Below are 24,013 nucleotides of genomic sequence, written 5' to 3'. Positions count from 1 at the left end.
GGGCCGGCCGTATCAGTGGGGCTCGGTCAGCCGGCGGTGGCCAGACGGCGGATCGCAATCATCGGAACCGGCAGCCAGGAGGGGCGGTGCCTGGCCTCGTACAGCACCTCGTAGATCGCCTTGTCCGTCTCGTAGGCGAGCAGCAGCTCCCGTTCCCGCAGCGGATCGGTGCCCCTGGCCGCCGCGTAGCCGGCGCAGTAGGCGGCCCGGTTGGCGCGGGACCATTCGGCCGCGCCCCGGTTGCCCCGCACCTGGTGCTGGCAGGCCGCGTAGTCGAAGGAGCGCAGCATGCCGGCGATGTCCCGCACCGGTGGGCCCGGTTGGCGGCGGTCGGCCAGCGGTCTGGCCGGCTCGCCCTCGAAGTCGATCACCGTCCAGTGCGCGTCGCCGCCGCCGGCGGGCTCGGCGACGGTCAGCACCTGGCCCAGATGGAGGTCCCCGTGCAGCCGCTGCGCCAGCGCGGCGCCGCCGCGCGCCGCGTGGTCGGCCAGTGCGACATAGGCGCGGCGCAGCCCGTCGCGGTAGGGGCGCAGCGCGGAGACCACGTCGGCCGCCTCGTTGAGCCGTTCCATCATCGCCCTTGCGATTGCCTCCAGTTGGTGCCCGGCCAGCCGTTCCGTCGGCAGCGCGGTGGCCAGCGCGGCGTGCACCTCGGCGGTGGCCATGCCGAGGGCGTGGGAGGAGGAAGTGAAGTCGCCGCCGGTCTCCAGGGAGAGCTGGGCGAGCTGCCAGCCGTCCGTCGAGCCGGCCAGGAACGGTTGGAGCACGCCGAGGGTGAGCGGTTCGCCGACGGCGCCCGGCCAGCTGGCCTCGAACCAGGCGGCGGGTGCCGGCACTCGGGCGCAGCCGGCCTGGGCCAGGGCCAGGGGCAGTTCGAGGTCCGGGTTGATCCCGGGGCTGACCCGGCGGAACAGCTTGAGGATATGGGCCTCGCCGAAGACCACGGACGAGTTGGTCTGTTCGCCGGTGAGCACCCGGGCGGTGAGCCCGGTGGGGATGGTGGTGTCGGGCGCGCGGCCGAAGGAGAGGGTGCCGAGCCGTCCAGGGGCGCGCAGCCGCTCCAGCAGCAGCCCGGCCAACCGGGGGTCGTGCAGCGCCTCGTAGACCGCTCGGCCGCGCAGCGGACCCTCCGTCGGGCGGCCGACCAACGCGGGGGCCAGCGCTTCGGGCAGCGCCGGGCGGACCCCGAGCAGCAGTTGGTAGCAGTCGCCTTCGGCCGCTCGGGGTTCGCTCGCGCGGCCGGCGCTCGCGCCGGCGCGCACGATCAGGTGCAGCAGCCCGGGGGTGGTGCCCGCCGGGCCGCAGGGCAGGATCTCGGTCGCCGAGATCAGGGTCAGCTCGCCGAGCGGACGGCCCTTGCCGGCGAACCAGCGTTGTTCCGGCAGCCAGTTGGCGAGCAGCCCGGTCAGCGACCGCAGCAGGGCACTGCCCTGCCCCGTGGCGAGCTGGGGGATCTCGGCCGGGGCAGCCCGGGGCGCGGAGCTATCCGACATGACGTCCTTTCCCCGGGCGCGAGATATGTCACGAAGTGTCCCGGATTGAGGCGTGGGTTGCCTGATGGTGCGGGACGTGTCGTGCAGGAACGGCCGTGCGGGTGAGGCCCGTAACGCGGAGAGAGGCCCTGGCCAATGCCCTGCCAGGGGGAGGCTTCCCCCAGCGGACTGGGGGTAAGCCGGGAAGGCGCCCTTCTACGCCTTATGTCTCAGAAGCTTCACGCAGCCGAAACCAGTAGAAGCCGTGACCGGCGAGGGTCAGCAGATACGGGAGTTCGCCGATCGGCGGGAAGCGCACCCCGCCGATCAACTCCACCGGCACACGGCCCGTCCAGGGCCGCAGGTCCAGCTCGGTGGGCTGGGAGAACCTGGAGAAGTTGTTGACGCACATCACCAGGTCGTCGCCGTGTTCGCGCAGATAGGCGAGCACGGCCGGGTTGGACGACGGCAGTTCGGTGTAGCTGCCGAGGCCGAAGGCGGAGTTCTGCTTGCGGATCTCCACCATCCGCCGGGTCCAGTGCAGCAGCGAGGCGGGGCTGCTCATCGCCGCCTCGACGTTGGTGACCTGGTAGCCGTAGACCGGGTCCATGATGGTCGGCAGGAAGAGCCGGCCGGGATCGCAGGAGGAGAAGCCCGCGTTGCGGTCCGGCGTCCACTGCATCGGGGTGCGCACGGCGTCCCGGTCGCCCAGCCAGATGTTGTCGCCCATCCCGATCTCGTCCCCGTAGTAGAGGATCGGCGATCCGGGCAGCGACAGCAGCAGCGCGGTGAACAGCTCGATCTGGTTGCGGTCGTTGTCGAGGAGCGAGGCGAGCCGCCGCCGGATGCCGATGTTGGCGCGCATCCGCGGATCCTTGGCGTACTCCGCGTACATGTAGTCGCGCTCCTCGTCGGTGACCATCTCCAGGGTCAGCTCGTCGTGGTTGCGCAGGAAGATCCCCCACTGGCAGCCGGCGGGGATCTGCGGGGTCTTGGCCAGGATCTCCGAGACCGGATACCGCGACTCGCGACGCACCGCCATGAAGATGCGCGGCATCACGGGGAAGTGGAACGCCATATGGCATTCGTCCCCGCCCCTGTCGTAGTCGCCGAAGTAGTCGACGACATCCTCCGGCCACTGGTTGGCCTCGGCCAGCAGCACCGTGTCCGGGTGGTGGGCGTCGATCTCGGCCCGCACCCGTTTCAGGAAGCCGTGACTGGCAGGAAGGTTTTCGCAGTTGGTGCCCTCCTCGGCGTAGAGGTAGGGCACCGCGTCCAGCCGGAACCCGTCGATGCCCAGGTCCAGCCAGAACCTCAGCGCGGAGATCATCTCCTCCTGGACCGCCGGGCTCTCGTAGTTGAGATCCGGCTGGTGGGAGAAGAAGCGGTGGAAGTAGTACTGCTTGCGGACCGGGTCGAAGGCCCAGTTCGACGACTCGGTGTCGACGAAGATGATCCGCGCGTCCGCGTATCCCTTGTCGTCGTCGGCCCAGACGTAGTAGTCGCCGTACGGGCCGTCCGGGTCCCTGCGGGACTCCTGGAACCAGCGGTGCTGGTCGCTGGTGTGGTTCATCACCATGTCGATGATGACCCTGATGCCCCGCTGGTGCGCCGCGTCCACGAACTCGACGAAGTCGGCCAGATCGCCGAACTCCGGGAGCACGTCCGTGTAGTCCGAGACGTCGTACCCGCCGTCGCGCAGCGGGGACTTGAAGAAGGGCGGCAGCCACAGGCAGTCCACACCCAGCCACTGCAGATAGTCCAACCTCGCGGTGATCCCCTTCAGATCACCGATGCCGTCGCCGTTGCTGTCCTGGAAGGAGCGGACGAGGACCTCGTAGAAGACCGCGCGCTTGAACCACTCGGGATCACGGTCGCGGTCGGGCGTGTCCTCGAAGGTGTCGAGGACCGGCTCATTGACGCTCATGGTTGGGTGACCCTCCGGTCTGTGAGGACGGTCGCAGGGCCAAGATGTGCGCTGACGAGGCGTACGCATCCGCACGGCCCGGCTCAAGCCGCACATAGTTGTCCCTGCCCCAGTAGTAGGTCGTCCCGGTGAGCTGGTCGCACACCGGGAAGGGCTCGGCGCCACCTTCCTGCGCGGGCGTGAGGCCGCACCCTTGGAGTTGCTCCATATCCAACGAGACCGTCGCTTCGTGGGTGTGGTGTGGATCGAGGTTGACCACGATCAGCACGCAGTCGGCCTGAGGTGTCCGCGTCCGCTTGGAGTAGGCCAGGATGTGCTCGTTGTTGGTGCGGTGAAAGTGCAGATCGCGAAGCTGGCGCAGCGCGGGGTGGCGCCGCCGGAGCGTGTTGAGCAACGCGATCAGCCCGGCGATGCTCTCCCCGGCGGCCTCCGCGCCGGCCCAGTCGCGGGGGCGCAACTGGTACTTCTCCGAGTCCGCGTACTCCTCGCTGCCCGGCGCCGCCGGCGTGTTCTCGCACAGCTCGTAGCCGGCGTACATGCCCCAGCTGGGGGCGAGCGTCGCGGCCAGCACCGCACGTGTCCTGAACGCCGCCCGCCCGCCGTTCTGCAGATAGGCGTGCAGGATGTCCGGCGTGTTCACAAAGAAGTTGGGCCGCATATAGGACGCGGCGGGACCGGAGAGTTCCGTCAGGTACTCGGTCAGCTCCTCCTTGGTGTTGCGCCAGGTGAAATAGGTATACGACTGCTGGAATCCGATCTGCGCCAGCGTGTGCATCATCGCGGGCCGGGTGAACGCCTCGGCCAGGAAAATGACGTCCGGATCCGTTCTGTTGATCTCCGTGATGACCTTCTCCCAGAACACCACCGGCTTGGTGTGGGGATTGTCCACCCGGAAGATCCGCACGCCGTGCGCCATCCAGAACCGCAGGATGCGCAGCGTCTCCGTGACCAGTCCGCGGAAGTCCTGTTCAAAGGAGATGGGATAGATGTCCTGGTACTTCTTCGGCGGGTTCTCCGCGAAGGCGATGGTGCCGTCGCCGCGTCTGGCGAACCACTCGGGATGCGACTTCACCCACGGATGGTCGGGGCTGCACTGCAACGCGAAGTCGAGCGCCACCTCCAACTCCAGCTCGCGCGCCGTCGCCACGAAGGCGTCGAAGTCCTCCAGGGTGCCCAGATCCGGATGGATCGCGTCGTGCCCGCCGTCGGCCGAGCCGATGGCCCAGGGCGAGCCGACATCGTCGGAACGCGCGTCGAGCGCGCCGTTCCTGCCCTTGCGGAACGCCGTGCCGATGGGGTGCACCGGCGGCAGGTACACCACGTCGAAGCCCATCTGGGCGATGGCGGGGAGCCGTTCGGCGGCGGTGCGCAGGGTGCCGGAGACCGGCGGCAGATGGCGCCGCACCACCGCGCCCTCGGAGCGGGGGAACAGCTCGTACCAGGAGCCGAAGAGGGCCCGCTCCCGCTCCACCACCAGCGGCATCGGCCGTGAGGAGCTGACCAGTTCGCGCAGCGGATGCGCGGTCAGCACCTCGGTCACCTCGGGCGCCTGGGCGGCGGCGAGCCGGGTCGCCGGCGGCAGCTCGGGGTCCAGCAGGCCGGCCACGGCGCTCAGCACCGCCTCCCGGCCCGCGCTCTTGGGCACCCCGCCGGCCGCCCGCTTCAGCAGCTCGGCGCCCTCCATCAGGGTCAGCTCCACATCCACGCCGGCCGGCACCTTGATGGCGGCGCGGGCGCGCCAGCTGGTCACCGGATCGCCCCAGGACTCGACCGCGTAGGTCCAACGGCCCTCCCGGTCCGGGGTGACCTCGGCGCCCCACCGGTCGAGCCCGGGCGCCAGCTCGCGCATCGGCACCCAGGGGCCGCCGCGCCCCCCGGGGTCGCGCAGCACGACATTGGCGCCGACCGCGTCGGGCCCCTCGCGGAAGACGGTCGCGGAGACCAGGAAGGTCTCACCCGGCACGGCCTTGACGGGGCGGCGCCCGCAGTCAACGCGCGGCTGGACGTCAAGGACAGGGATACGACCGATCATGTGGGGATCACCTGGAAGCGTCGGGGGCGGGCTTTTTCCCTCGCCGTGAGGGGACGTTGTCCTTTGTATCCGTTGGATCGCTGAGTGACTGGTTTCGGGCATGGCCGCTCCGGTGCGCGTTCACTCGTGTGGGGGGTTCCGTGTGCCAAGCCTGCCCATCCGACAGGGCTATACAATCCGGTGACCGGTGACCGCCGCGTATCCACTCGGAGAAACTGTCGGGCGGTTCGCGAAGATCCGTTGATGTCGTATACATCGGCCGGCATAACAGCCGGAACAATGGGCGGGCGAAACCCCGGGCGAACCACCGGTCCCGACTCCCCGAGTGGGCACGGGAAAACCGGCCCCCACCTGCCGGAAGCGGGTGGAGGCCGGTCGGATGAGCCGGTCGGGAAGCGGCGGTCGGTGAATTCCCGCCAACGCCGAACGGGCCGGTCAGTCGTAGGAGATGTCGGACTCCGTGTACCGGCAGAACGTTCCGTCGGGGCCGCTGCCGGTCTCCTCCGGCTCGTCCCCGCTGTCGTTGCCGAGGTACCGCTGGCAGGGCACCAGATCGCGGTCGTCGTCCCCGAGCACCGTGATGTCCCGCAGCGTCGCGCTGTCGCCGTAGTTCTCGTTGATCCCCACCAGCCGGCTGGCCGGCGCGGTCACCTCGACCGACTCCAGCACCACGGAGCGCTGGTACTGCGTCGAGCAGTTGCCGCAGGAGCGGTAGAGCGTGGTGAAGTCCTCCGCGACGAAGTCGGTGACGGTCAGTTCGCCGCCGCCGTTGTGCTGGAACACCTTGTCGTCTGCGCCGCGTGCCGCGCCGCCGGTGACGGTGAACCGGGAGTCGTCGCCGCCCCTGAAGGTGGCGGCGTCCTCGCCGATGTCCTCCCACCAGACGCGCTCCAGCGTGCAGCTGCCCGCGCAGTGCACCCCGTCGGCGCCGGGGGAGCCGATCACCACGTCGCGCAGCGTCCCGCCCTCGGCGACCTCGAAGACCGGCAGTTGGTCCTCGCCCTGCCCGCCGTCGCCGAGCCCGGGGCCCGGCACATAGCGCACGTTGCCGCCGTCGAACTCGCCGTCCACCTCGATGGTCTCGTCGACCGAGACCTCGTCGGTCGGCTCCGGCCACGCGGCGGCGCGCACGCCGGCGTGCGTGTCCGTCCCCGCGCTCCCCGCGTCCAGCGCGAAGCTGGGGTGCGGCGGCTGGTTGTAGGCGGTGTTCTGCCACGCCACGCCCGTCCGGTACTGGCGGTCCTCCAACAGCGCGGGGAACGTCAGGTCGGTGGGGATGTCCGTGGAGTAGACCCGCAGCGCGTTGTTGTCCGAGGTGCGCCAGACGACCTCCTCGCGCCAGTCGCCCAGGATGTCGGCCGAGAGCACGGGCGTCGCCTTGGTGCCGTTGTTGGACGCCACCCCTTCGGCGGTCAGCAGCCGCTGGTCCCCGTCGGGGCCGTACTTGTCGATATGGGTGCCGTCCAGCAGTTCCCTGGTGGCGTCACCGTCCCACCACACCAGGAAGTTGGCGCTGCTCGGCTTGCGGCCGATCGGCTGGCCGGCGAGGTTCAGCAGCGAGCCGTCGGCGCTGGACCAGAACTCGGCGCCCGGGTTCCCCGCCCAGATGTCGCCGGCGACGCCCCGGCCGTTGTCGGTGCCGGACGGGGTCTGCCAGAGGATGTCCCCGTTGGCCGGGTCGATCAGCAGCGAGTTGGGCTGGTTGGCGGACTCGGAGACCTTGAAGTACTCAAGACCCGGGCTTGAGGGATCGAAATCGCCCAGATGCTGAGCATCGCCATGCCCGGTGCCGGTGGTCCACAGCGGGCTGCCGTTGTCGTCCACGGTCATCGCGCCATAGACGATCTCATCCCGCCCGTCGCCGTCCACATCGCCGATCGACAGGCTGTGCGAGCCCTGGCCCGCGTACTGGTTGCCCGCCTGGTCGCTGTCGAAGAACCAGCGCTGACGCAGCGACTGGCCGTCGAAGTCCCAGGCGGCGATGGTAGATCGGGTGTAGTAGCCGCGCGCCATGATCAACGAGGGGGTCGAACCGTCCAGATAGGCGGTGCCGGCCAGGAAGCGGTCCACCCGGTTGCCGTAGCAGTCGCCCCAGTCGCAGGTGTTCCCGCGCGCCGGAACGTAGTCGACGGTGTCCAGGGCGGCGCCGGTCGCGCCGTCGAAGACCGTCAGGAACTCGGGCCCCGCCAGCACATAGCCCTCGCCGTTGCGATGGTCGGCGCCCGCGTCGCCGATCACCGCGCCGGCGCCGTCGACCGTGCCGTCGGCGGTCTTCACCGCCACCTCGGCCGAGCCGTCGCCGTCGTAGTCGTACACCTGGAACTGCGTGTAGTGCGCGCCGGCGCGGATGTTGCGGCCCAGGTCGATCCGCCAGAGCCGGGTGCCGTCGAACCGGTAGGCGTCCAGGTAGACGTTGTCGGTCACGCCGGCCTGCGAGTTGTCCTTGGCGTTGTCCGGCTCCCATTTGACGACGATCTCCAACGCGCCGTCCCCGTCGAGATCGCCGACCGAACCGTCGTTGGGCGTATGGCTGTTCGACGGCCGGTCCAGCGGGATGTCGGTATGGGCGTTGGGCAGCGCCAGCGCCTCGGCCGCGTCCAGGGCCTCGACGCCGTCCGTGACGGTGGCCAGCGAGTAGCCGGCGTCCGCCGGCGCGCCCTCGTCCAGGTAGTTGGTGGCGCCGGACAGCGGGCTCTCGGTGATCCGGGTGCCGTCCCGGTAGAGATGGAAGGCCACCCCTTCCGGATCGGACGCCAGCGAACGCCAGCTCACCAGGTTGCCCTGGTCGCCCCCGACGCTGACCAGGCCCCGGTCCAGGCCGCCGGCCCGCGCCTGGGTGGGGGAGTCGGCCGGTGGGGCGTCCGTCTCCTGGGCCTGCGCCAGGGCCGTGAAGCCGCCGGCCGCCAGGACGCCGGCGAGGGCGAAGGACAGCAGCCTCCTCCGGCGCCCGCCGGTTGGTGCGTGATGAGGGGAAGGCACGAGGTCTCCTCGTATGTGGGGGAGTTGGTGCGTGATGGACGCCCCCAGGTGGTCACCGGGGCGCCCGAGGTTGCCGGGGACTCCCCTGATTCTTCGAGGCGCCACCCGGCGACGTGGGCGATTTGGGCGGTTTACGCGCCACGTCTCAGGTCGATATCGCCGGGCTGAACGCTGTTCACAGCCATATTCCCGAGCAGTAATGTGCCGTCCACCGGCTAACGCCCCAACCACCGTTCCGACCCTCTGAGGTGGATCAATGCGCATAGCAAGACCCCGCGCCGCGAAGATGTTCGCGGCGGCCATAGCGATCGGCCTGGTCGCGACCGGCTGCGCCAGTGAGCGGGACGATGACGACAACGGCTCCGGAGGCGACTCCGACGTGTTCGTCTTCGGCGCCGCGGGCAACCCCGCCTCCCTCGACCCCTCCCTGGGCAGCGACGGTGAGACGTTCCGGGTGACCCGGCAGGCGTTCGAGACGCTGCTGGAGCACGAGCCGGGAGGTACCGAGCTGGTCGGCGGACTCGCCGAGGAGTGGTCGAGCAACGACGCGGGCACCGAGTGGACCTTCTCGCTGCGCGAGGGTGTCAAGTTCCACGACGGCGGCGACCTGACCGGCGACGTGGTCTGCCAGAACTTCGAGCGCTGGTACAACTGGTCAGGCACGTACCAGAACACCACGCTCTCGTACTACTGGCAGAACATCTTCGGCGGCTTCGCCGAGAACGAGAGCGAGGACACCCCCGAGGCCAACTATGTGGGCTGCGAGGCGCCCGACGAGCTGACGGCCGTGATCACCGTGGCCGAGCCGTCCGCCAACTATCCCGGCGGCTTCTCGCTCCAGCCGTTCTCCATCCACTCGCCCGACTCCCTCGCCGCGTACGCGGAGGACGACCCGAGCGGTGGCGGGGAGGACATCACCTTCCCCGGCTACAGCCAGGAGGGCGGCACGGTCGCCGGCACCGGCCCGTTCCGGGTCACCGAGTGGAACAAGGGCAACGGCGAGGTCACCCTGGAGCGTTTCGACGACTACTGGGGTGAGAAGGCCGGCGTCGACCAGCTGGTCTTCCGCACCATCTCCGAGGAGTCGGCGCGCCGTCAGGAGCTGCAGGCCGGCGACATCCACGGCTACGACCTGGTCGCCCCCGCGGATGTGCAGACCCTGGCCGACGACGGCTTCCAGGTCCCGGTCCGTGGCGTCTTCAACATCTTCTACCTGGGCATCACCCAGGAGCGGCAGCCCGCCCTCGAAGAGCTTGAGGTGCGGCAGGCCATCGCCCACGCGCTGGACCGGCAGAACATCGTCGACACCCAGCTGCCCGACGGCGGCGTGGTCGCCACCCAGTTCATGCCGGACACCGTCGCCGGCTACTCGCAGGACGTGCGGACCTACGACTACGACCCGGAGCTGGCGCAGCAGCTGCTCGCCGACGCCGGGCACGAGGACCTGACGCTCGACTTCTGCTACCCGACCGAGGTCACCCGCCCGTACATGCCGGCCCCCGCCGACATCTACGAGCTGCTGCGCGCCGACCTCGAAGCGGTCGGCGTCACCGTCCAGCCGAAGGCCCTCACCTGGAACCCGGACTACACCGAGACCACCAGGGACGGCGGCTGTGACGTCTACCTGCTCGGCTGGACCGGCGACTTCAACGACGGCTACAACTTCCTCGGCACCTGGTTCGACGGCTACACCAAGGAGTGGGGCTTCGAGAACGACGAGATCTTCGATCTCATGACCGAGGCCAGGACCGAGCCCGACGTCGAGACCCGCGAGGGCCTCTACGCCACCGCCAACGAGGCCATCATGGAGTTCCTGCCCGGCGTGCCGATCTCCAGCTCGCCGCCCTCCATCGCCTTCTCGGCCGATGTCAACCCGCCCACCGTCTCTCCGCTGACCCAGGAGAACTTCGCCGAGGTTTCTTTCAAGTAACCCGCGCGAACAAGGGTGTGGGCCGCCCGGCCACGGCAACCGCCGTGGCCGGGCGGCGCCCTACCCGGAGCTGAGAGAAAGGGGAGCCCCTAGGTGCTCCGTCTCGTCGTCCGCAGGCTGCTCCAGCTGATACCCACGCTGTTCGGCCTGTCGGTCCTACTGTTCCTCTGGATCCACCGCCTCCCCGGCGGTCCCGCCTCGGCGCTGCTCGGCGAGCGCGCCACGGAGGAGTCCCGCCGGCAGATCGAGTCGCAACTCGGCCTCGACCAACCGGTATGGGTCCAGTACGGCCGGTGGATTCGCCGGCTGGCCGAGCTCGACCTCGGCAATTCCACCCAGACCGGACAGCCGGTCTGGGACGAGTTCACCCTGCGGTTCCCCGCCACCATCGAACTCGGCCTGACCGCCCTGCTGTTCGCCGTCGTCGTCGGCATCCCCCTGGGCTACTTCGCCGCGCGTAGACGTGGCACCTGGCTCGATGTCACCGCCGTCTCCGGATCGCTGATCGGGATCTGCGTCCCGGTGTTCTTCCTCGCCGTCATCCTGCGCTCGATCTTCGCCGTCAACCTGGGCTGGCTGCCCAGCGGCGGCCGGCTCACCACCGGGATCAACGCCACCGAGGTGACCGGCTTCAGAGTCCTCGACGGGCTGCTCACCGGGGAGTTCGACGCGTCCTGGGACGCCATCCAGCATCTGATCCTGCCCGGCGTCGCCCTCGCCTCCATCCCGCTCGCGGTGATCGTCCGGATCACCAGGGCCAGCGTGCTCGAAGTGCTCAGCGAGGACTATGTGCGCACCGCCGAGTCCAAGGGCCTGCGCAAGCGGGTGATCCGCGCCCGCCATGTGCTGCGCAACGCGCTGCTGCCCGTGGTCACCACCATCGGGCTGCTCACCGGCAGCCTGCTCTCCGGCGCCGTGCTCACCGAGTCCGCGTTCTCGTTCGGCGGGATCGGCAGCTTCATCAGAACGGCGATCTCCGGCCGTGACCACCCCACGCTCATGGGCTTCATCCTCTTCATCGCACTGGTCTATGTCCTCATCAACCTGCTGGTCGACCTCACCTACAGCCTCATCGACCCGAGAGTGCGGGTGAACTGATGTCGACCAAGACGGACAAGATCGACCGACTCGCCGAACTCACCGCCCAGCGGGAGACCGCCAGCGGTGCCAGCCTCTGGGTCGAGGCGTTCCGCCGGCTGCGGAGCAGCAAGATGGCGCTGATCGGCGCCGGCGTGATGGCGGTGTTCGTGATCATCGCGATCATCGGTCCCTGGGTCGCGCCCTACAACCCGACCTCCCAGACCTGGCGCGACGAGGTCTTCACCAACCGGGGCGTCTTCGTCGGCCCCCGGGACGGCAACTGGCTCGGCCTGGACCACCTCGGCCGCGACCAGCTCTCCCGGATGCTGGTCGGCGCCCGCCAGACGCTGCTGGTCGGCGTCGTCTCCACGCTGCTCGGCTTCGCCGTCGGCGCGCTGATCGGCGGCATCTCCGGCGCGGCCCTCTCCTTCGGCGGCCGGGCCGGACAGCGGCTCGACTCCGTGCTGATGCGCTTCATCGACATGATGCTCGCCATGCCGTCGCTGCTGCTCGCGGTGAGCATCGCGGCCGTGATGGGACAGAGCCTGACCACGGTCATGATCGCGGTCGGGGTGGTCCAGATCCCCATCTTCGCCCGGCTGTTGCGCGGCTCCATGCTGGCCCAGGCCAACGCGGACTACGTGCTGGCCGCCCGCTCGCTCGGCGTGCGCAGACGGCGGGTGGTGCTGGCCCATGTGCTGCCCAACTCGCTCGGCCCGGTCATCGTCCAGTCGACGCTGGCCCTGGCGACCGCCATCATCGAGGCCGCCGCCCTGTCCTATCTGGGCCTCGGCAACCCGGACGCCGCCCAACCCGAGTGGGGCGTCATGCTGGCCCAGGCCGAACGGTTCTTCGACAACGCGCCGCTGATGGCGATGTATCCCGCGTTGGGCATCATCATCACCGCTCTCGGCTTCACCCTGCTCGGTGAGGCCATGCGGGAAGCACTCGACCCGAAACTGCGGAGCTGATCCCATGCCCCTGCTTTCCGTGGACGAACTGAAGGTCACCTTCGCCGGACGCGGCCAGCGCGAGACCACCGCCGTCTCCGGCGTCTCCTTCGGCGTGGACGAGGGACAGGTGGTGGGCCTGGTCGGCGAGTCCGGCTGCGGCAAGAGCGTCACCTCGCTCGCCCTGATGGGACTGCTGCCCAAGAAGGGCGTCAGGGTCGAGGGCCGGGCCGAGTTCCGCGGCACCGACCTGCTGACCCTGCGCCCCTCGGCGCTGCGCGATCTGCGTGGCACCCAGCTGGCCATGATCTTCCAGGACCCGCTGTCCTCGCTGAACCCGGTGGTGCCGATCGGCGTCCAGGTCACCGAGATCCTCGCCCGACACCGGGGGATGCGCGGCCAGGCCGCCCGCAAGGAGGCCGCCTCGCTGCTCGACCGGGTCGGCATCCCCGACCCGACCCGGCGGCTCAAGGAGTACCCGCACCAGCTCTCCGGCGGTATGCGGCAACGCGCCTTGATCGCCATGGCGGTGGCCTGCGCGCCGCGCCTGCTGATCGCCGACGAGCCCACCACGGCGCTCGACGTCACCATCCAGGCCCAGATCCTGGAACTCCTCAAGGAGCTGGTCGACCAGCAGGGCACCGCGCTGCTGATGATCACCCACGACCTGGGCGTGGTCGCCGGCCTCTGCGACGAGGTCAACGTGCTCTACGCGGGGAAGGTGGTGGAGTCCGCCGACCGGCGCACCCTGTTCGCGGCCCCCGCCCACCCGTACGCGCACGGCCTGCTGGGCTCCATACCCCGGCTCGACGCCCCGCGCGGCGAACCGCTCAACCCGGTGCGCGGCTCCATCAACGACCAGATCGCCTGGGCCGACGGCTGCGCCTTCGCCCCGCGCTGCGACTTCTACACCCTGGAATGCCTCTCCGGCCCCCCGGGCCTCGGGCCGCTCGACGGGGCCGACGACCAGCCGGCCCACCACGCCCGCTGCGTCAACCCGGTGCGTGAACCGCTCGCCGTGGCCACGCTGCCCGAGTCCCCGGCGAGCGGGTCCGACCAGCCGGTCGGGGCCGCACCACCGAAGTCCGGCCAACCGGTCGAGGCCGCACCACCGAAGGGGGAGACCTCCGAATGAGCCTGCTGGAACTCCGCGAGGTCAAGGTCCACTTCCCGGTCAAGCGCGGCGTGTTCTTCGATCGCACGGTCGGCCATGTCTACGCCGTCGACGGGGTGACCCTCTCCGTCGAGGCGGGGCAGACCTACGGTCTGGTCGGCGAGTCCGGCTGCGGCAAGACCACGCTGGGCCGGGCCGTGCTGCGGCTGAACGACATCACCTCGGGCGAGGTCGTCTTCGACGGCACCGACCTGGCCGCCCTGCCCGACGAGGAGATGCGCCGCTCCCGGCGCCGCCTCCAGATGGTCTTCCAGGACCCGCTGGGCAGCCTCAACCCCCGGCAGAACATCGAGTCCATCCTGGCCGAGGGCATGGCGGCGCACGATATCGGCGCCAACCGCGAGGAACGCCGAGCCCGGATCGTCGAGGTCCTGGAGAAGGTGGGCCTGCCGGCCACCGCGCTCTCCCGCTATCCGCACGAGTTCTCCGGCGGACAGCGCCAGCGCATCGGCATCGCCCGTGCCCTGGTCCTCGAACCCGACGTGATCATCTGCGACGAGCCGGTCTCCGCGCTGGACGTCTCCATCCAGGCGCAGGTCATCAACCTGCTGGAGGAGCTGCAGGAATCCCTGGGGCTCACCTATCTGGTGATCGCCCACGACCTGGCCGTGGTCCGCCACATCTCGGACGTGATCGGCGTGATGTACCTGGGCGCGCTGGTCGAGGAGGCGCCGAGCGACGCGCTCTACGCGGAGCCGCGTCACCCGTACACCAGGGCGCTGATGTCGGCGGTCCCGGTGCCGGACCCGGAGGTGGAGGACAACCGGGAACGCATCCTGCTCAAGGGTGACCTGCCGTCCCCGGCCAATCCGCCTACCGGCTGCCGCTTCCACACCCGCTGCCCCTGGCGCCAGCCGGAACGCTGCGACACGGAACGCCCCGAACTGGTCGAACAGGCGGACGGCCACCGCGTGGCCTGCCACTACGCCGCCGAGATCGCGGCCGGCACCGTCCAACCGACCAGGGGACTGGCCGAACGCATCCTCCCTCCGGGGGACGCCGCAGCCGCAGCCGCCGACGATGCCCCCGCCGACGCCTCCGTCGTCGAGAGCGCGCCGGCCACCGGCGGGGACAGCGGCTCCTGACCCCGTCCCCCGGGCTCCCGACCACCGGTCAGGACCCCGGGGGACGCGCGGGGGCCGGCGTTCCGGGCTTCCGGCCTTCCGGCCTTCCGGCCTTGGCCGCGAGCTGTCGGGGCCCCTGGCGTGCCGGCCCCGGTTCGGGCGCCCGACCGTTGGCCGGGGTTCGGCGCCCCGACCACCGGTCAGGGCAGCAGTCCGGGCCCCTCGGCCCGCGCGGCGTACGTTTCGGCTCCCGGTCGACGCGCTGCCGGGCCGAAGGCCTGAAGCCCCGACTACCGGTCCGGGCCTCGTCCGAACCATTCGGATCGTCCCCCGGGGTGGCCAACCGTCCGCCGGGGTGGGGCGCCGCGTGGGGCAGCCGGGCCTCCGGCGGGGTGGTTGTGGGGGGCGATCCAGCTGAATCAGCCGCAATGCACCGCAACCGCCCCCGGCCCCCGGCTACGGTCGAGGGGTGAAGGCCATCCGTCGCTTCTCCGTACGTCCCGTCCTTCCCGAACCCCTGCGACCTCTCCAGGAACTGGCGCACAACCTCCGCTGGTCCTGGCACCCCGAAACCCGTGAGCTGCTGCGGTCCGTCGATCCGGACGGCTGGCAGGCGGGAGGTGAGGACCCGGTGCGGCTGCTGGGCTCCGTCACCGCCGGCCGGCTGGCCGCGCTCGCCGCCGACCGGGGCTTTCTGCGCCGCCTCGGCGTCGCCGTCGAGGACCTGCGCGACTATCTGACCGAGCCCCGTTGGTACCAGCGGGCCGACGCCAGGGCCGGCGGCGAACTTCCGCGCTCCATCGCCTACTTCTCCCCCGAGTTCGGCATCACCGCGGCGCTGCCCCAGTACTCCGGCGGCCTGGGCATCCTGGCCGGCGACCATCTCAAGGCGGCCAGCGACCTGGGCGCCCCCGTGATCGGCGTGGGGCTGCTCTACCGGCACGGCTACTTCCGGCAGAGCCTGTCGCCGGACGGCTGGCAGCAGGAACACTATCCGGTGATCGACCCGCACGAGCTGCCGCTGACCCCGCTGACCGAGCAGGACGGCAGCCGGGCGCGGGTCACGTTGGCACTGCCAGGCGGGCGCACCCTGGTGGCGCAGATCTGGCAGGTGTGGGTGGGCAGGGTGCCGCTGCTGCTGCTGGACTCGACGGTCGCCGAGAACGGCCCGGCCGAACGCGACGTCACCGACCGGCTCTACGGCGGCGGCAGCGAGCACCGGCTGCTCCAGGAGATGCTGCTGGGCATCGGCGGCATGCGCGCGGTGCGCGCGTACTGCCGACTCACCGGACACCCCGAGCCCGAGGTGTTCCACATGAACGAGGGCCACGCCGGGTTCCTCGGCCCGGAGCGGATCCGCGAGCTGGGGGAGCTGGGCGTCGGCTTCGACGCCGCGCTGCGCGCCGTGCGCGCCGGCACCGTCTTCACCACCCACACGCCGGTGCCCGCCGGCATCGACCGGTTCGACGAGGAGCTGGTCGCCCGGCACTTCGGCGAGGGCGGCGAGCTGGCCTCGGTCGATGCCCAGGCGCTGCTCGGCCTGGGCCGCGAGCCGCTTGGCGCGGCGGCGCCCGGCGGGCAGCCGGTCGACGCCCAGGAGCCGCCCCCGTTCAACATGGCGGTGCTCGGGCTGCGCACCGCGCAGCGCTGCAACGGCGTGTCCACGCTGCACGGACAGGTGAGCCGGGGCATGTTCGCCGGGCTCTGGCCCGGCTTCGACCCGGCGGAGGCGCCCATCGGCTCGGTCACCAACGGGGTGCACGCGCCGACCTGGACGGCCGACGCCACCCGGCGGCTGGCCGAGGGCCATCCGAGCGACACCGAGCTGTGGGAGCTGCGCCGGGGCCTGCGCGAACAGCTGGTGCACGACGTCAGGACGCGGCTGCGGGCCTCCTGGCGGCAGCGCGGCGCCGGCCAGGCCGAACTGGGCTGGGTGGACGAGGTGTTCGACCCGGACATCCTCACCCTGGGCTTCGCCCGCCGGGTGCCCTCGTACAAGCGGCTGACACTGATGCTGCGCGATCAGGACCGGCTGCGGGCGCTGCTGCTGCACCCGGAACGACCGGTGCAGATCGTGGTCGCCGGCAAGGCGCATCCGGCGGACGACGGCGGCAAGCGGCTGATCCAGGAGCTGGTGCGGTTCGCCGACGACCCGGAGGTACGCCATCGGATCGTCTTCCTGCCGGACTACGGGATGGGCATGGCCCGCTCCCTGTACGCGGGGTGCGACGTCTGGCTCAACAACCCGCTGCGCCCGCTGGAGGCGTGCGGCACCTCGGGGATGAAGGCGGCGCTCAACGGCTGCCTCAACCTCTCGGTGCGGGACGGCTGGTGGGACGAGTGGTGCGATCCCGACTTCGGCTGGGAGATCCCCACCGCCGACGGGGTCGCGGCGGCCGAGCCGGACCGGCGCGACGCCATCGAGGCCGCCGCCTTCTACACGCTGCTGGACCAGCAGGTGGCGCCGTGCTTCTACGACCGTGGCGTCAACGGCGCCGGGCTGCCCGGGCGTTGGCTGGAGATGGTCCGGGCCACCCTGGACCGGCTGGCGCCCCGGGTACGGGCGGAACGGATGCTCCGCGAGTACATCACCGGGCTCTACGCGCCGGCCGCGGCGGCGCACCGGGCGATGACCGCCGAGGCGGCGGGCGAGCTGTCGGCCTTCGCCGAACGGGTCACCGCCGAGTGGTCCGGCGTCGTGGTCGAGCATGTGGAGCCGGGCAACGAGCCGCCGACGCTGGGCGGTTCGGTCTCGCTGCGGGTGCGGGTGGCGTTGGGCGCGCTGGAGCCCTCGGCCGTCGAGGTGCAGGCGGTCACCGGTCGGGTCGACGGCGACGACACCCTGGCCGAGCCGGGCTATGTCCCGCTGAAGGCCACCGGCGGCCCGGACCTGGAGGGTCGGTGGACCTTCGAGGGCGAGCTGACGCTGCATCGGCCAGGACCGTTCGGCTACACCGTGCGGGTGCTGCCGGCCCATCCCCTGCTGGCCTCCCGCGCGGAGCTGGGCCTGGTCTCCATCGCCGGCGACTCAGCGATGCCGGGAGCCCGGCTGCCCTGAACCACGGCCGGCCCACCCGGGGGTTCGGCGGTAACGGTGGCGCTGGCTGCCTGCGCGGCGGCCGGCCGATCCCCGGGTGGGTCCGGCTCTATCGGCGGTACCGGTGGTTCTGAACGGTGGCCGGCCGGCCGGTGGATGGGGTCCCAGCCGCACCGGCGGCACCGGCTGCCAACGGCGGCCGACGGATCGCCGGGTGGGTCCGGCCGTATCGGCGGTGTTGGTGGCCGGCCGGCCGGTGGATGGGTCCGCCGCCCCGGTGGTGCCGGTGGTCTGCGCGACGGTCGCACGATCTCCGGAAGGGCGCATCCGCACCGGTGGCGCCGGTGGTCTGAACGGTGGTTGGGGCTCCGGGGGGTGGCGGGCCGGTCGGCGCAGGTGCCGGTGGGGTGGTCCGGCCCGCGTGGCGGTGCCGGTGGCGCTGAGCAGTGGCCGCCAGATCCCCGGGTGGGCCCACCCGTACCGACGGCGCTGGTTGCCTTGAACGCCGGCTGCGCCTTCGGGTGTCGGGGCGGCCCACCCGCACCAGCGGAGCCACCGCCGCCCGGCGGAACGCCGGACGGCGGGGCGCGGCTGCTCAGGGCAGCCGGGCCTCCGGCAACGCTTTCGGCAGCGTCAGGCCAGGGATTCGCGCCATGCGCGGTGGAGGTCGGAGAAGCGGCCGGTGCCGGCGATGAGGTCGGTGGGGGTGCCGTCCTCGACGATCCGGCCGTTCTCCATGACCAGCACCCGGTCGGCGATCTCCACCGTGGACAGCCGGTGCGCGATCACCAGCGCCGTCCGGTCGCGGAGCACCGTCACCATGGCGTCCTGCACGGCCCGCTCGCCGGGGATGTCCAGCGACGAGGTGGCCTCGTCCAGGATCACCACCGCCGGGTCGGCCAGCAGCACCCGGGCGAACGCCACCAACTGCCGCTGGCCCGCCGAGATCCGGCCGCCGCGCTTGCGCACATCCGTGTCGTAGCCGTCGGGCAGCGACTCGATGAACTCGTGCGCGCCGATCGCCCGCGCGGCCCGCTCGATCTCCTCCCGGCTGGCGTCGGGCTTGCCCAGCGCGATGTTCTCGGCGACCGTGCCGGAGAAGAGGAACGCCTCCTGGGTGACCATCACCACGCCGCGCCGCAGCTCCGCCAGGCCGAGCCGGCGCAGATCCGTGCCGTCGAGCAGCACCCGTCCCTCGGACGGGTCGTAGAAGCGGGCGAGCAGCTTGGCCAGCGTCGACTTTCCGGCGCCGGTGGCGCCGACCAGCGCGGTGGTCTGGCCGGCGGCCAACGTCAGGTCGAAGCGGGGCAGCACATCGTCGCCCGTCCGGTACGAGAAGCGGACGCCGTCGAAGACCACCTCGCGTCCCGGCTGGTCGCTGGCCCGTTCGGGCAGGGCCTCGGGGTCGGTCGGCTCGGGCACGTCCGGGCGTTGGGCGAGCAGACCGGAGATCTTGTGCAGCGAGGCGACGGCCGACTGGTAGCTGTTGAGCAGCATCGCGAACCGGTCCAGCGGATCGTAGAGCCGCCGGATGTAGAGCGCGCCGGCGGCCAGCGCCCCCAGCTCCATCTCGCCCGCGTTCACCCGGTGGGCGCCCCAGAGCACGATGGTGGCGACCGCGACGGCGGCCACCAGCCGGGAGAGCACCACGAAGCGGCACATCTCCATGATGGTGTCGCCGTTGATCCGCTCGTGGTCGCGGTTGAGCCGGTCGAACGAGCGGTCGTTGGCCCGCTCCCTGCGGAACGCCTTCACCGGCCGGATGCCGTTGATCGTCTCCGCGAACTTCACGATCACGGCGGCTATCGCGGTGGACCGCTCGCTGAACTTCTGCGCCGAACGCCGGCGGTAGCTGCGCACCAGCAGCGTCAGCGGGATGAACGACACCAGCGCCGCCGCGCCGAGGCCCACGTCCAGATAGAACAGCAGGCCGCCGATGTAGGTGAGGGAGACCAGGATCAGCAGCATCTCCTGAAGGCCCTCGTTGAGCAGCTCGCGCAGCGACTGGACGTCGCTGGTGGAGCGGGAGATCAGCCGGCCGGAGGTGTAGCGGTCGTGGAAGTCCAGGCTGAGCGCCTGCGCGTGGCGGTAGATCCGGCCGCGCAGATCGAGCAGCACGCTCTGGTTGATCCGCGCGGAGACCAGGATGAACACGGACTGGAACGCGCCGGCGCCCAGCGCGCAGAGCAGATAGGCGACGGCGACCGCGATCAGCGGGCCGTTGTTGTCGTCGCGCAGCGCGGGCACGCCCGAGTCGATGGCGTAGGCCACCAGCAGCGGCACGGCCTGCACGGCGGCCTGTTGGGTGAGCAGCAGGACCGCGGCCAGGGCCACCCGGGCGCGGTGGGGCCGCAGCAGGGAGAGCAGCAGCTGGCGGGAGGCGCCCCGGGGCGCGGGCAGCTGGTCCTGCGCGTAGGGGTCGTCCGGCGCCGGCGGCACCACCTCCAGCGGCTCGACCGCCGGCTCCGGCAGAGGTTGGTCGTCGTGGTTGTCGGTGTCCTGGTCGTTGACTGTGGTGGTCATGGGACGCGCGCCTCAGCGGATCGAGAGGGTTCGGCCGACGACGCTCCGGTCATCAGCCGGCGGTATTCGGCGTGGGTACGCAGGAGTTCGGTGTGGCTGCCGACGGCGATGACGCGGCCCTCGGAGAGCAGCGCCACCCGGTCGGCCAGCTGCACCGTGGAGGGGCGGTGGGCGACCACCAGCGCCGTGGTGCTGACCAGCACCTCGCGCAGCGCCGCCTCGACCTTGGCCTCGGTGTGCACGTCGAGGGCGGAGAGCGGATCGTCCAACACCAGGAAGCGGGGGCGGCCGACCACCGCGCGGGCCAGCGCCAGGCGCTGCCGCTGGCCGCCGGAGAGGCTGAGCCCCTGCTCGCCCACCTCGGTGTCCAGCCCGGCGGGCAGCGCACGGGTGAAGGCGTCGGCCTGGCTGATCCGCAGCGCGCGGTCCAGCTCGGCGTCGCCGCCGTCCTCCGCGCCCATCAGGACGTTCTCCGCGACCGTCGCCGAGAACAGCGTGGGCTCCTCGAAGGCGACGGCGACCCGGGCGCGCACCTCGGCCCTGGAGAGCGTGGCGGTGTCCACGCCGTCCAGCGTGATCCGTCCCGAGGTGACCTCGTGCAGCCGGGGGAGCAGCGCCAGCAGCGTGGTCTTGCCGCTGCCGGTGGCGCCGACCAGCGCCATCGTCTCGCCGGTGCGGATATGCAGCGTGACCCCGTCGAGCACCGGGGTCGCGTCGGCGGGGCCGTCCGGATAGCGGAAGACGACGTTCTCGAATCTGATGCCGTCGCCCGGCACTTCGGCGGCGGCGCCCTCGCCCGATGGGGCGGGCAGCGCGGCGGCCGGCGTCGGCGTGGGCTCGTCGGGTATCGGCTCGTCCAGCACCTCGAAGTGCCGGTCGGTCGCGGTGCCGGCCTCGTTGCAGAGGGCCAGCAGGAAGCCCATGGACTCCACCGGCCAGCGCAGCACCATCGCGGTGGCCATGAAGGCGACCAGGGTGCCGGCCGTCAGATCGCCGTCGGCGACCTGGGAGATGCCGAGCACCAGCGCCGTGCCGAGGAACAGCTCGGGCAGGGCGAGGATCACCAGCCAGATGCCGGCCAGCAGCTTGGCCTTGTGCAGCTCGGTGTCGCGCAGCTGCCCCGAGAGCACCTGGAAGGCGCGTGCCTGGCTGCGGTGGCGGCCGAAGCCCTTGATGATCCGGATGCCGAGGATGGACTCCTCGACCACGGTGGTCAGATCGCCCATCTGGTCCTGGGCGCGGCGGGCGACCAGGGAGAAGCGGGCCTCGAACATCGCGCACAGCACGATCAGCGGCACCACGGGCAGGACCAGCACCAGGCCCAGCGTCCAGTCCTGCACCAGCAGCACGCCGAAGCCGATCAGGATCGTCGCGCTGTTGACGATCAGGAACGTCAGGCCGAACGCGAGGAACATCCGGAGCAGTTGCAGATCGCCCGTGCCGCGGGAGAGCAGCTGGCCGGTGGGCCAGCGGTCGTGGAAGGTGACGGGGAGGCGCTGCAGATGGCGGTAGAGGGAGTCGCGCATGTTGGCCTCGACCTTGGCCAGCGGGCGCGCCACCAGCCAGCGCCGCAGCCCGAAGAGCAGCGCCTCCGCCAGGCCGACGAACAGCAGCACCAGACCGCCCCACCAGATGCCGGCGGTGTCGCCGTCGGCGACCGGGCCGTCGACCATCCACTTCAGCACAAGCGGCATGACGAGGCCCATGGAGGCGGCTACGATGGCCACCCCCGCGGCGCTGAAGACGCGCGCCCGGACCGGCCGCACATAGGGCCACAGCCGCAACAGGGCGCGGACGACGGAGCGTTTTCGAGGGGGGACTTCGGGGGCGGCGGAGGCGGGGGCTGTGGCAGACATCGTTCCCGAGCCTACGATTCGCCACTGACAACGCCCACGGGTTTTCGTCCTAGGACCTCCGACCGATACTCCTGGGTCGAGGCGTTCTCGCAGCTCAACGACGGGGTCGTCGCTTTCGGTCGACGCGCGGATACGTGGTGGCCGCCGGTGGCGGGTGCTGTTGCCGGTGGGGCCGTTGTCAGTGGCGCCGCCTACTGTGGCCGGCATGAGCGATCAGGCAGAGCTGCGCGCGGTGCAGTCGGCGTTGCGCACGGCGTCCGATGTGGCCTTCGACCAGGAGGCGCCCACGGGGGAGCAGGCGGAGGTGTTGGTGGACGCGCTGCGTCGGGCGCTGTCCGCCGCGTTGGCGTTGAGCGGAGGAGCGGGGGAGACGGGATGCCGGGAGCATCCCAGGGGCGCGGTGGATCCGTTGTACGGCGATCCGGAGGATCCGCTGCCGCCCGGTTGGGGGCGCTGCCTGCTGTGCAACGATCGCCGCCGCCGCGCGAGCACCCGCCGCCGGCCCGGGCGTTAGCGGCTGTCGGGGGTGTCAGCGGTGCGGCGCGCGCATTTCGAACCAGGTGCATTTGCCCTGGGGCAGCAGGTCCACGCCCCAGCGGTCCGCCAGGGTGTCCACGAGGAACAGGCCGCGTCCGCTGATCACCGCCATCTCGCGCACGGGCAGCAGCACCGGCAGCGCCCGGGACGGATCGCTCACCTCCACCCGCACGCGCCCGCGCCCCCGCCGGAAGCGCAGGCCGAACTCCGGTGCGCCGGCGTGCTGCACGGCGTTGCCGACGAGTTCGGAGACGAGCAGTACGGCGTTCTCGGTCAGCTCCTCGGGCAACTGCCAGCGGACGCCCAGCTGGTGCCGGGTGATGCGCCTGGCCAGCCCGGCGGAGGCGGGCTCGGAGGGCAGCAGCAGCTCGCCGAGCGAGGGGTCGTCGGCGGCGGGCGTCGGCGCCGCTGGCTGTGGCGGCTGTGGCGTGTCGTGCGGGGCGGTGCCGCACGGCTGTCTGCTGTCCCGCTGCGCGGACGCGCACGCTCCCCGGTCGCGTGGGTGGGTGCCTTCGATCTCGCTCGTGGGGACGTCCGCCGTTGCAGCCATGTGCACCATCATGGCCGCGCGGAGCCGAGGCGCGTGCCGTTTCCGGGCAACTACCGGCGCCGGCCGCGCATCGGCTCCCGGCGCTTCGGCCCCGCGTCAGTCGCGTCGGCCGAAGCGCGCCTTGCCGGGCCCTTCCTCGACGAAGGAGCGCATGCCCTCGGCGCGGTCGTCGGTGGCGAAGAGGCTGGCGAACCAGGTGCGTTCGATGGTGAGGCCGGTGTCGATGCCGGCGTCGAGGCCGCCGTCCACGGCCTCCTTGGCCGCGCGCAGCGCGGTGGCCGGGCCGCTGGCCAGCCGGGCCGCCCAGGCGTGTGCCTCGGCGAACACCCGGTCCGCCGGCAGCACGCGGTCGACCAGCCCGAGGGCCAACGCCTCGTCGGCGGCCACCTGGCGGCCGGTGAAGATCAGGTCCTTGGCGCGGGAGGGGCCGATCAGCCGGGGCAGCCGTTGGGTGCCGCCGGCGCCCGGGATGAGCCCGAGAAGGATCTCCGGCTGGCCGAGCCTGGCGTCCTCGGCGGCGAACCGCACATCGGCGGTGAGCGCCAACTCAAGGCCGCCGCCCAGGGCATAGCCGGTGATGGCGGCCACCACGGGTTGCGGCAGCCGGGCCACGGCGGTGAAGGCGTCCTGCAGGTCCCGGGCGCGCGCGATCATCGCGGCCTGGTCCATCGCCCGCATCTCCTTGACGTCGGCCCCGGCGGCGAAGGCCCGTTCGCTGCCCCGGAGCACCACGGCCCCGATGTCGTCCCGCCCGGCGATCTCGGTGGCCAGGGCGCGCAGCCGGTCCTGGAGGGCGATGTCCAACGCGTTGAGCGGCGGCCGGTCCAGCGTCAAGGTGCCCACGCCGTCCGCCACTTCGAGATGTACCGTCATGCGTCCGAGCCTATGCCCGGGGTGGCCGG

General features: G+C 71.5%; 15 protein-coding genes. 7 read left to right on the top strand and 8 right to left on the bottom strand.

What is annotated here, in order from left to right; all coding sequences use genetic code 11:
- Nucleotides 1-26: 26 nt before the first annotated feature.
- The 4 genes from AOM46_RS17075 to AOM46_RS34060 all read right to left on the bottom strand — a co-directional run bounded on the left by AOM46_RS17075 (nucleotide 27) and on the right by AOM46_RS34060 (nucleotide 8,410).
- The gene (locus AOM46_RS17075) at nucleotides 27-1,493 is read right to left on the bottom strand and encodes a maltokinase (protein ID WP_067226299.1); all 1,467 of its coding nucleotides are present in this window, start codon (nucleotides 1,491-1,493) and stop codon (nucleotides 27-29) included.
- A gap of 202 nt (nucleotides 1,494-1,695) precedes the next feature.
- On the bottom strand, nucleotides 1,696-3,399 hold the full coding sequence (gene treS / locus AOM46_RS17070) for a maltose alpha-D-glucosyltransferase (RefSeq protein ID WP_062212309.1): 1,704 nt from the start codon (nucleotides 3,397-3,399) through the stop codon (nucleotides 1,696-1,698).
- Nucleotides 3,386-5,431: an alpha-1,4-glucan--maltose-1-phosphate maltosyltransferase gene (locus AOM46_RS17065; protein WP_062212308.1), complete on the bottom strand. Its 2,046-nt coding sequence runs from the start codon at nucleotides 5,429-5,431 to the stop codon at nucleotides 3,386-3,388. The genes treS and AOM46_RS17065 overlap by 14 nt, the downstream gene beginning before the upstream one ends.
- A 435-nt stretch (nucleotides 5,432-5,866) precedes the next feature.
- Nucleotides 5,867-8,410 carry a pectate lyase gene (locus AOM46_RS34060; RefSeq protein WP_067226297.1) on the bottom strand — a complete coding sequence of 848 codons (2,544 nt, stop codon included), beginning with the start codon at nucleotides 8,408-8,410 and terminating at the stop codon, nucleotides 5,867-5,869.
- Nucleotides 8,411-8,666: 256 nt separating this feature from the next.
- Here AOM46_RS34060 and AOM46_RS17055 point away from each other — a divergent pair, with 256 nt between their 5' ends.
- The 6 genes from AOM46_RS17055 to glgP all read left to right on the top strand — a co-directional run bounded on the left by AOM46_RS17055 (nucleotide 8,667) and on the right by glgP (nucleotide 17,666).
- Nucleotides 8,667-10,340 carry an ABC transporter substrate-binding protein gene (locus AOM46_RS17055; protein WP_062212306.1) on the top strand — a complete coding sequence of 558 codons (1,674 nt, stop codon included), beginning with the start codon at nucleotides 8,667-8,669 and terminating at the stop codon, nucleotides 10,338-10,340.
- 93 nt (nucleotides 10,341-10,433) lie between these two features.
- Entirely contained in the window at nucleotides 10,434-11,438 is a 1,005-nt protein-coding gene (locus tag AOM46_RS17050; protein WP_062212304.1) for an ABC transporter permease, read from the top strand.
- A complete protein-coding gene (locus AOM46_RS17045; RefSeq protein WP_062212302.1) occupies nucleotides 11,438-12,391 on the top strand; it encodes an ABC transporter permease in 954 nt (317 codons plus the stop codon). The genes AOM46_RS17050 and AOM46_RS17045 overlap by 1 nt, the downstream gene beginning before the upstream one ends.
- A gap of 4 nt (nucleotides 12,392-12,395) precedes the next feature.
- Complete coding sequence (locus tag AOM46_RS17040; RefSeq protein WP_078856902.1) at nucleotides 12,396-13,505, top strand: ABC transporter ATP-binding protein; 1,110 nt, start codon at nucleotides 12,396-12,398, stop codon at nucleotides 13,503-13,505.
- On the top strand, nucleotides 13,502-14,629 hold the full coding sequence (locus tag AOM46_RS17035) for an ABC transporter ATP-binding protein (RefSeq protein ID WP_078856901.1): 1,128 nt from the start codon (nucleotides 13,502-13,504) through the stop codon (nucleotides 14,627-14,629). The genes AOM46_RS17040 and AOM46_RS17035 overlap by 4 nt, the downstream gene beginning before the upstream one ends.
- 448 nt (nucleotides 14,630-15,077) lie before the next feature.
- Nucleotides 15,078-17,666, top strand: coding sequence for an alpha-glucan family phosphorylase (glgP, locus tag AOM46_RS17030; RefSeq protein ID WP_062212300.1), 2,589 nt, complete (start codon nucleotides 15,078-15,080; stop codon nucleotides 17,664-17,666).
- Between the two features lie 612 nt (nucleotides 17,667-18,278).
- On the opposite strand, the gene AOM46_RS17025 is transcribed toward glgP, so the two are convergent.
- Nucleotides 18,279-20,168 carry an ABC transporter ATP-binding protein gene (locus AOM46_RS17025; protein ID WP_078856900.1) on the bottom strand — a complete coding sequence of 630 codons (1,890 nt, stop codon included), beginning with the start codon at nucleotides 20,166-20,168 and terminating at the stop codon, nucleotides 18,279-18,281.
- Entirely contained in the window at nucleotides 20,165-22,024 is a 1,860-nt protein-coding gene (locus AOM46_RS17020; protein ID WP_062212298.1) for an ABC transporter ATP-binding protein, read from the bottom strand. Before AOM46_RS17020 ends, AOM46_RS17025 begins: the two co-directional genes overlap by 4 nt.
- Before the next feature lie 205 nt (nucleotides 22,025-22,229).
- Between AOM46_RS17020 and AOM46_RS17015 the strand changes: the two genes are divergently transcribed.
- The gene (locus AOM46_RS17015; protein WP_062212296.1) at nucleotides 22,230-22,538 is read left to right on the top strand and encodes a hypothetical protein; all 309 of its coding nucleotides are present in this window, start codon (nucleotides 22,230-22,232) and stop codon (nucleotides 22,536-22,538) included.
- A 15-nt stretch (nucleotides 22,539-22,553) separates the two neighbouring features.
- On the opposite strand, the gene AOM46_RS17010 is transcribed toward AOM46_RS17015, so the two are convergent.
- Entirely contained in the window at nucleotides 22,554-23,111 is a 558-nt protein-coding gene (locus tag AOM46_RS17010; protein WP_062212816.1) for an ATP-binding protein, read from the bottom strand.
- Nucleotides 23,112-23,207: 96 nt separating this feature from the next.
- On the bottom strand, nucleotides 23,208-23,984 hold the full coding sequence (locus tag AOM46_RS17005) for an enoyl-CoA hydratase/isomerase family protein (protein WP_062212294.1): 777 nt from the start codon (nucleotides 23,982-23,984) through the stop codon (nucleotides 23,208-23,210).
- Nucleotides 23,985-24,013 lie beyond the last annotated feature (29 nt).

Origin of the sequence: Streptomyces sp. NBRC 109706, assembly GCF_000974485.1 — a bacterium.
Lineage (GTDB): Bacteria > Actinomycetota > Actinomycetes > Streptomycetales > Streptomycetaceae > Streptomyces.
This window is presented reverse-complemented; position numbering and strand designations above follow the sequence as displayed.

What these genes read in the sequence shown, in the direction of transcription:
- AOM46_RS17075 (WP_067226299.1), bottom strand. Translation starts at nt 1,493, where the DNA reads ATGTCGGATAGCTCCGCGCCCCGGGCTGCCCCGGCCGAGATCCCCCAG.
- AOM46_RS17005 (WP_062212294.1), bottom strand. Translation starts at nt 23,984, where the DNA reads ATGACGGTACATCTCGAAGTGGCGGACGGCGTGGGCACCTTGACGCTG.
- treS (WP_062212309.1), bottom strand. Translation starts at nt 3,399, where the DNA reads ATGAGCGTCAATGAGCCGGTCCTCGACACCTTCGAGGACACGCCCGAC.
- AOM46_RS17040 (WP_078856902.1), top strand. Translation starts at nt 12,396, where the DNA reads ATGCCCCTGCTTTCCGTGGACGAACTGAAGGTCACCTTCGCCGGACGC.
- AOM46_RS17010 (WP_062212816.1), bottom strand. Translation starts at nt 23,111, where the DNA reads ATGGCTGCAACGGCGGACGTCCCCACGAGCGAGATCGAAGGCACCCAC.
- AOM46_RS17065 (WP_062212308.1), bottom strand. Translation starts at nt 5,431, where the DNA reads ATGATCGGTCGTATCCCTGTCCTTGACGTCCAGCCGCGCGTTGACTGC.
- AOM46_RS17055 (WP_062212306.1), top strand. Translation starts at nt 8,667, where the DNA reads ATGCGCATAGCAAGACCCCGCGCCGCGAAGATGTTCGCGGCGGCCATA.
- AOM46_RS17035 (WP_078856901.1), top strand. Translation starts at nt 13,502, where the DNA reads ATGAGCCTGCTGGAACTCCGCGAGGTCAAGGTCCACTTCCCGGTCAAG.
- AOM46_RS17015 (WP_062212296.1), top strand. Translation starts at nt 22,230, where the DNA reads ATGAGCGATCAGGCAGAGCTGCGCGCGGTGCAGTCGGCGTTGCGCACG.
- AOM46_RS17020 (WP_062212298.1), bottom strand. Translation starts at nt 22,024, where the DNA reads ATGTCTGCCACAGCCCCCGCCTCCGCCGCCCCCGAAGTCCCCCCTCGA.
- AOM46_RS17045 (WP_062212302.1), top strand. Translation starts at nt 11,438, where the DNA reads ATGTCGACCAAGACGGACAAGATCGACCGACTCGCCGAACTCACCGCC.
- AOM46_RS17025 (WP_078856900.1), bottom strand. Translation starts at nt 20,168, where the DNA reads ATGACCACCACAGTCAACGACCAGGACACCGACAACCACGACGACCAA.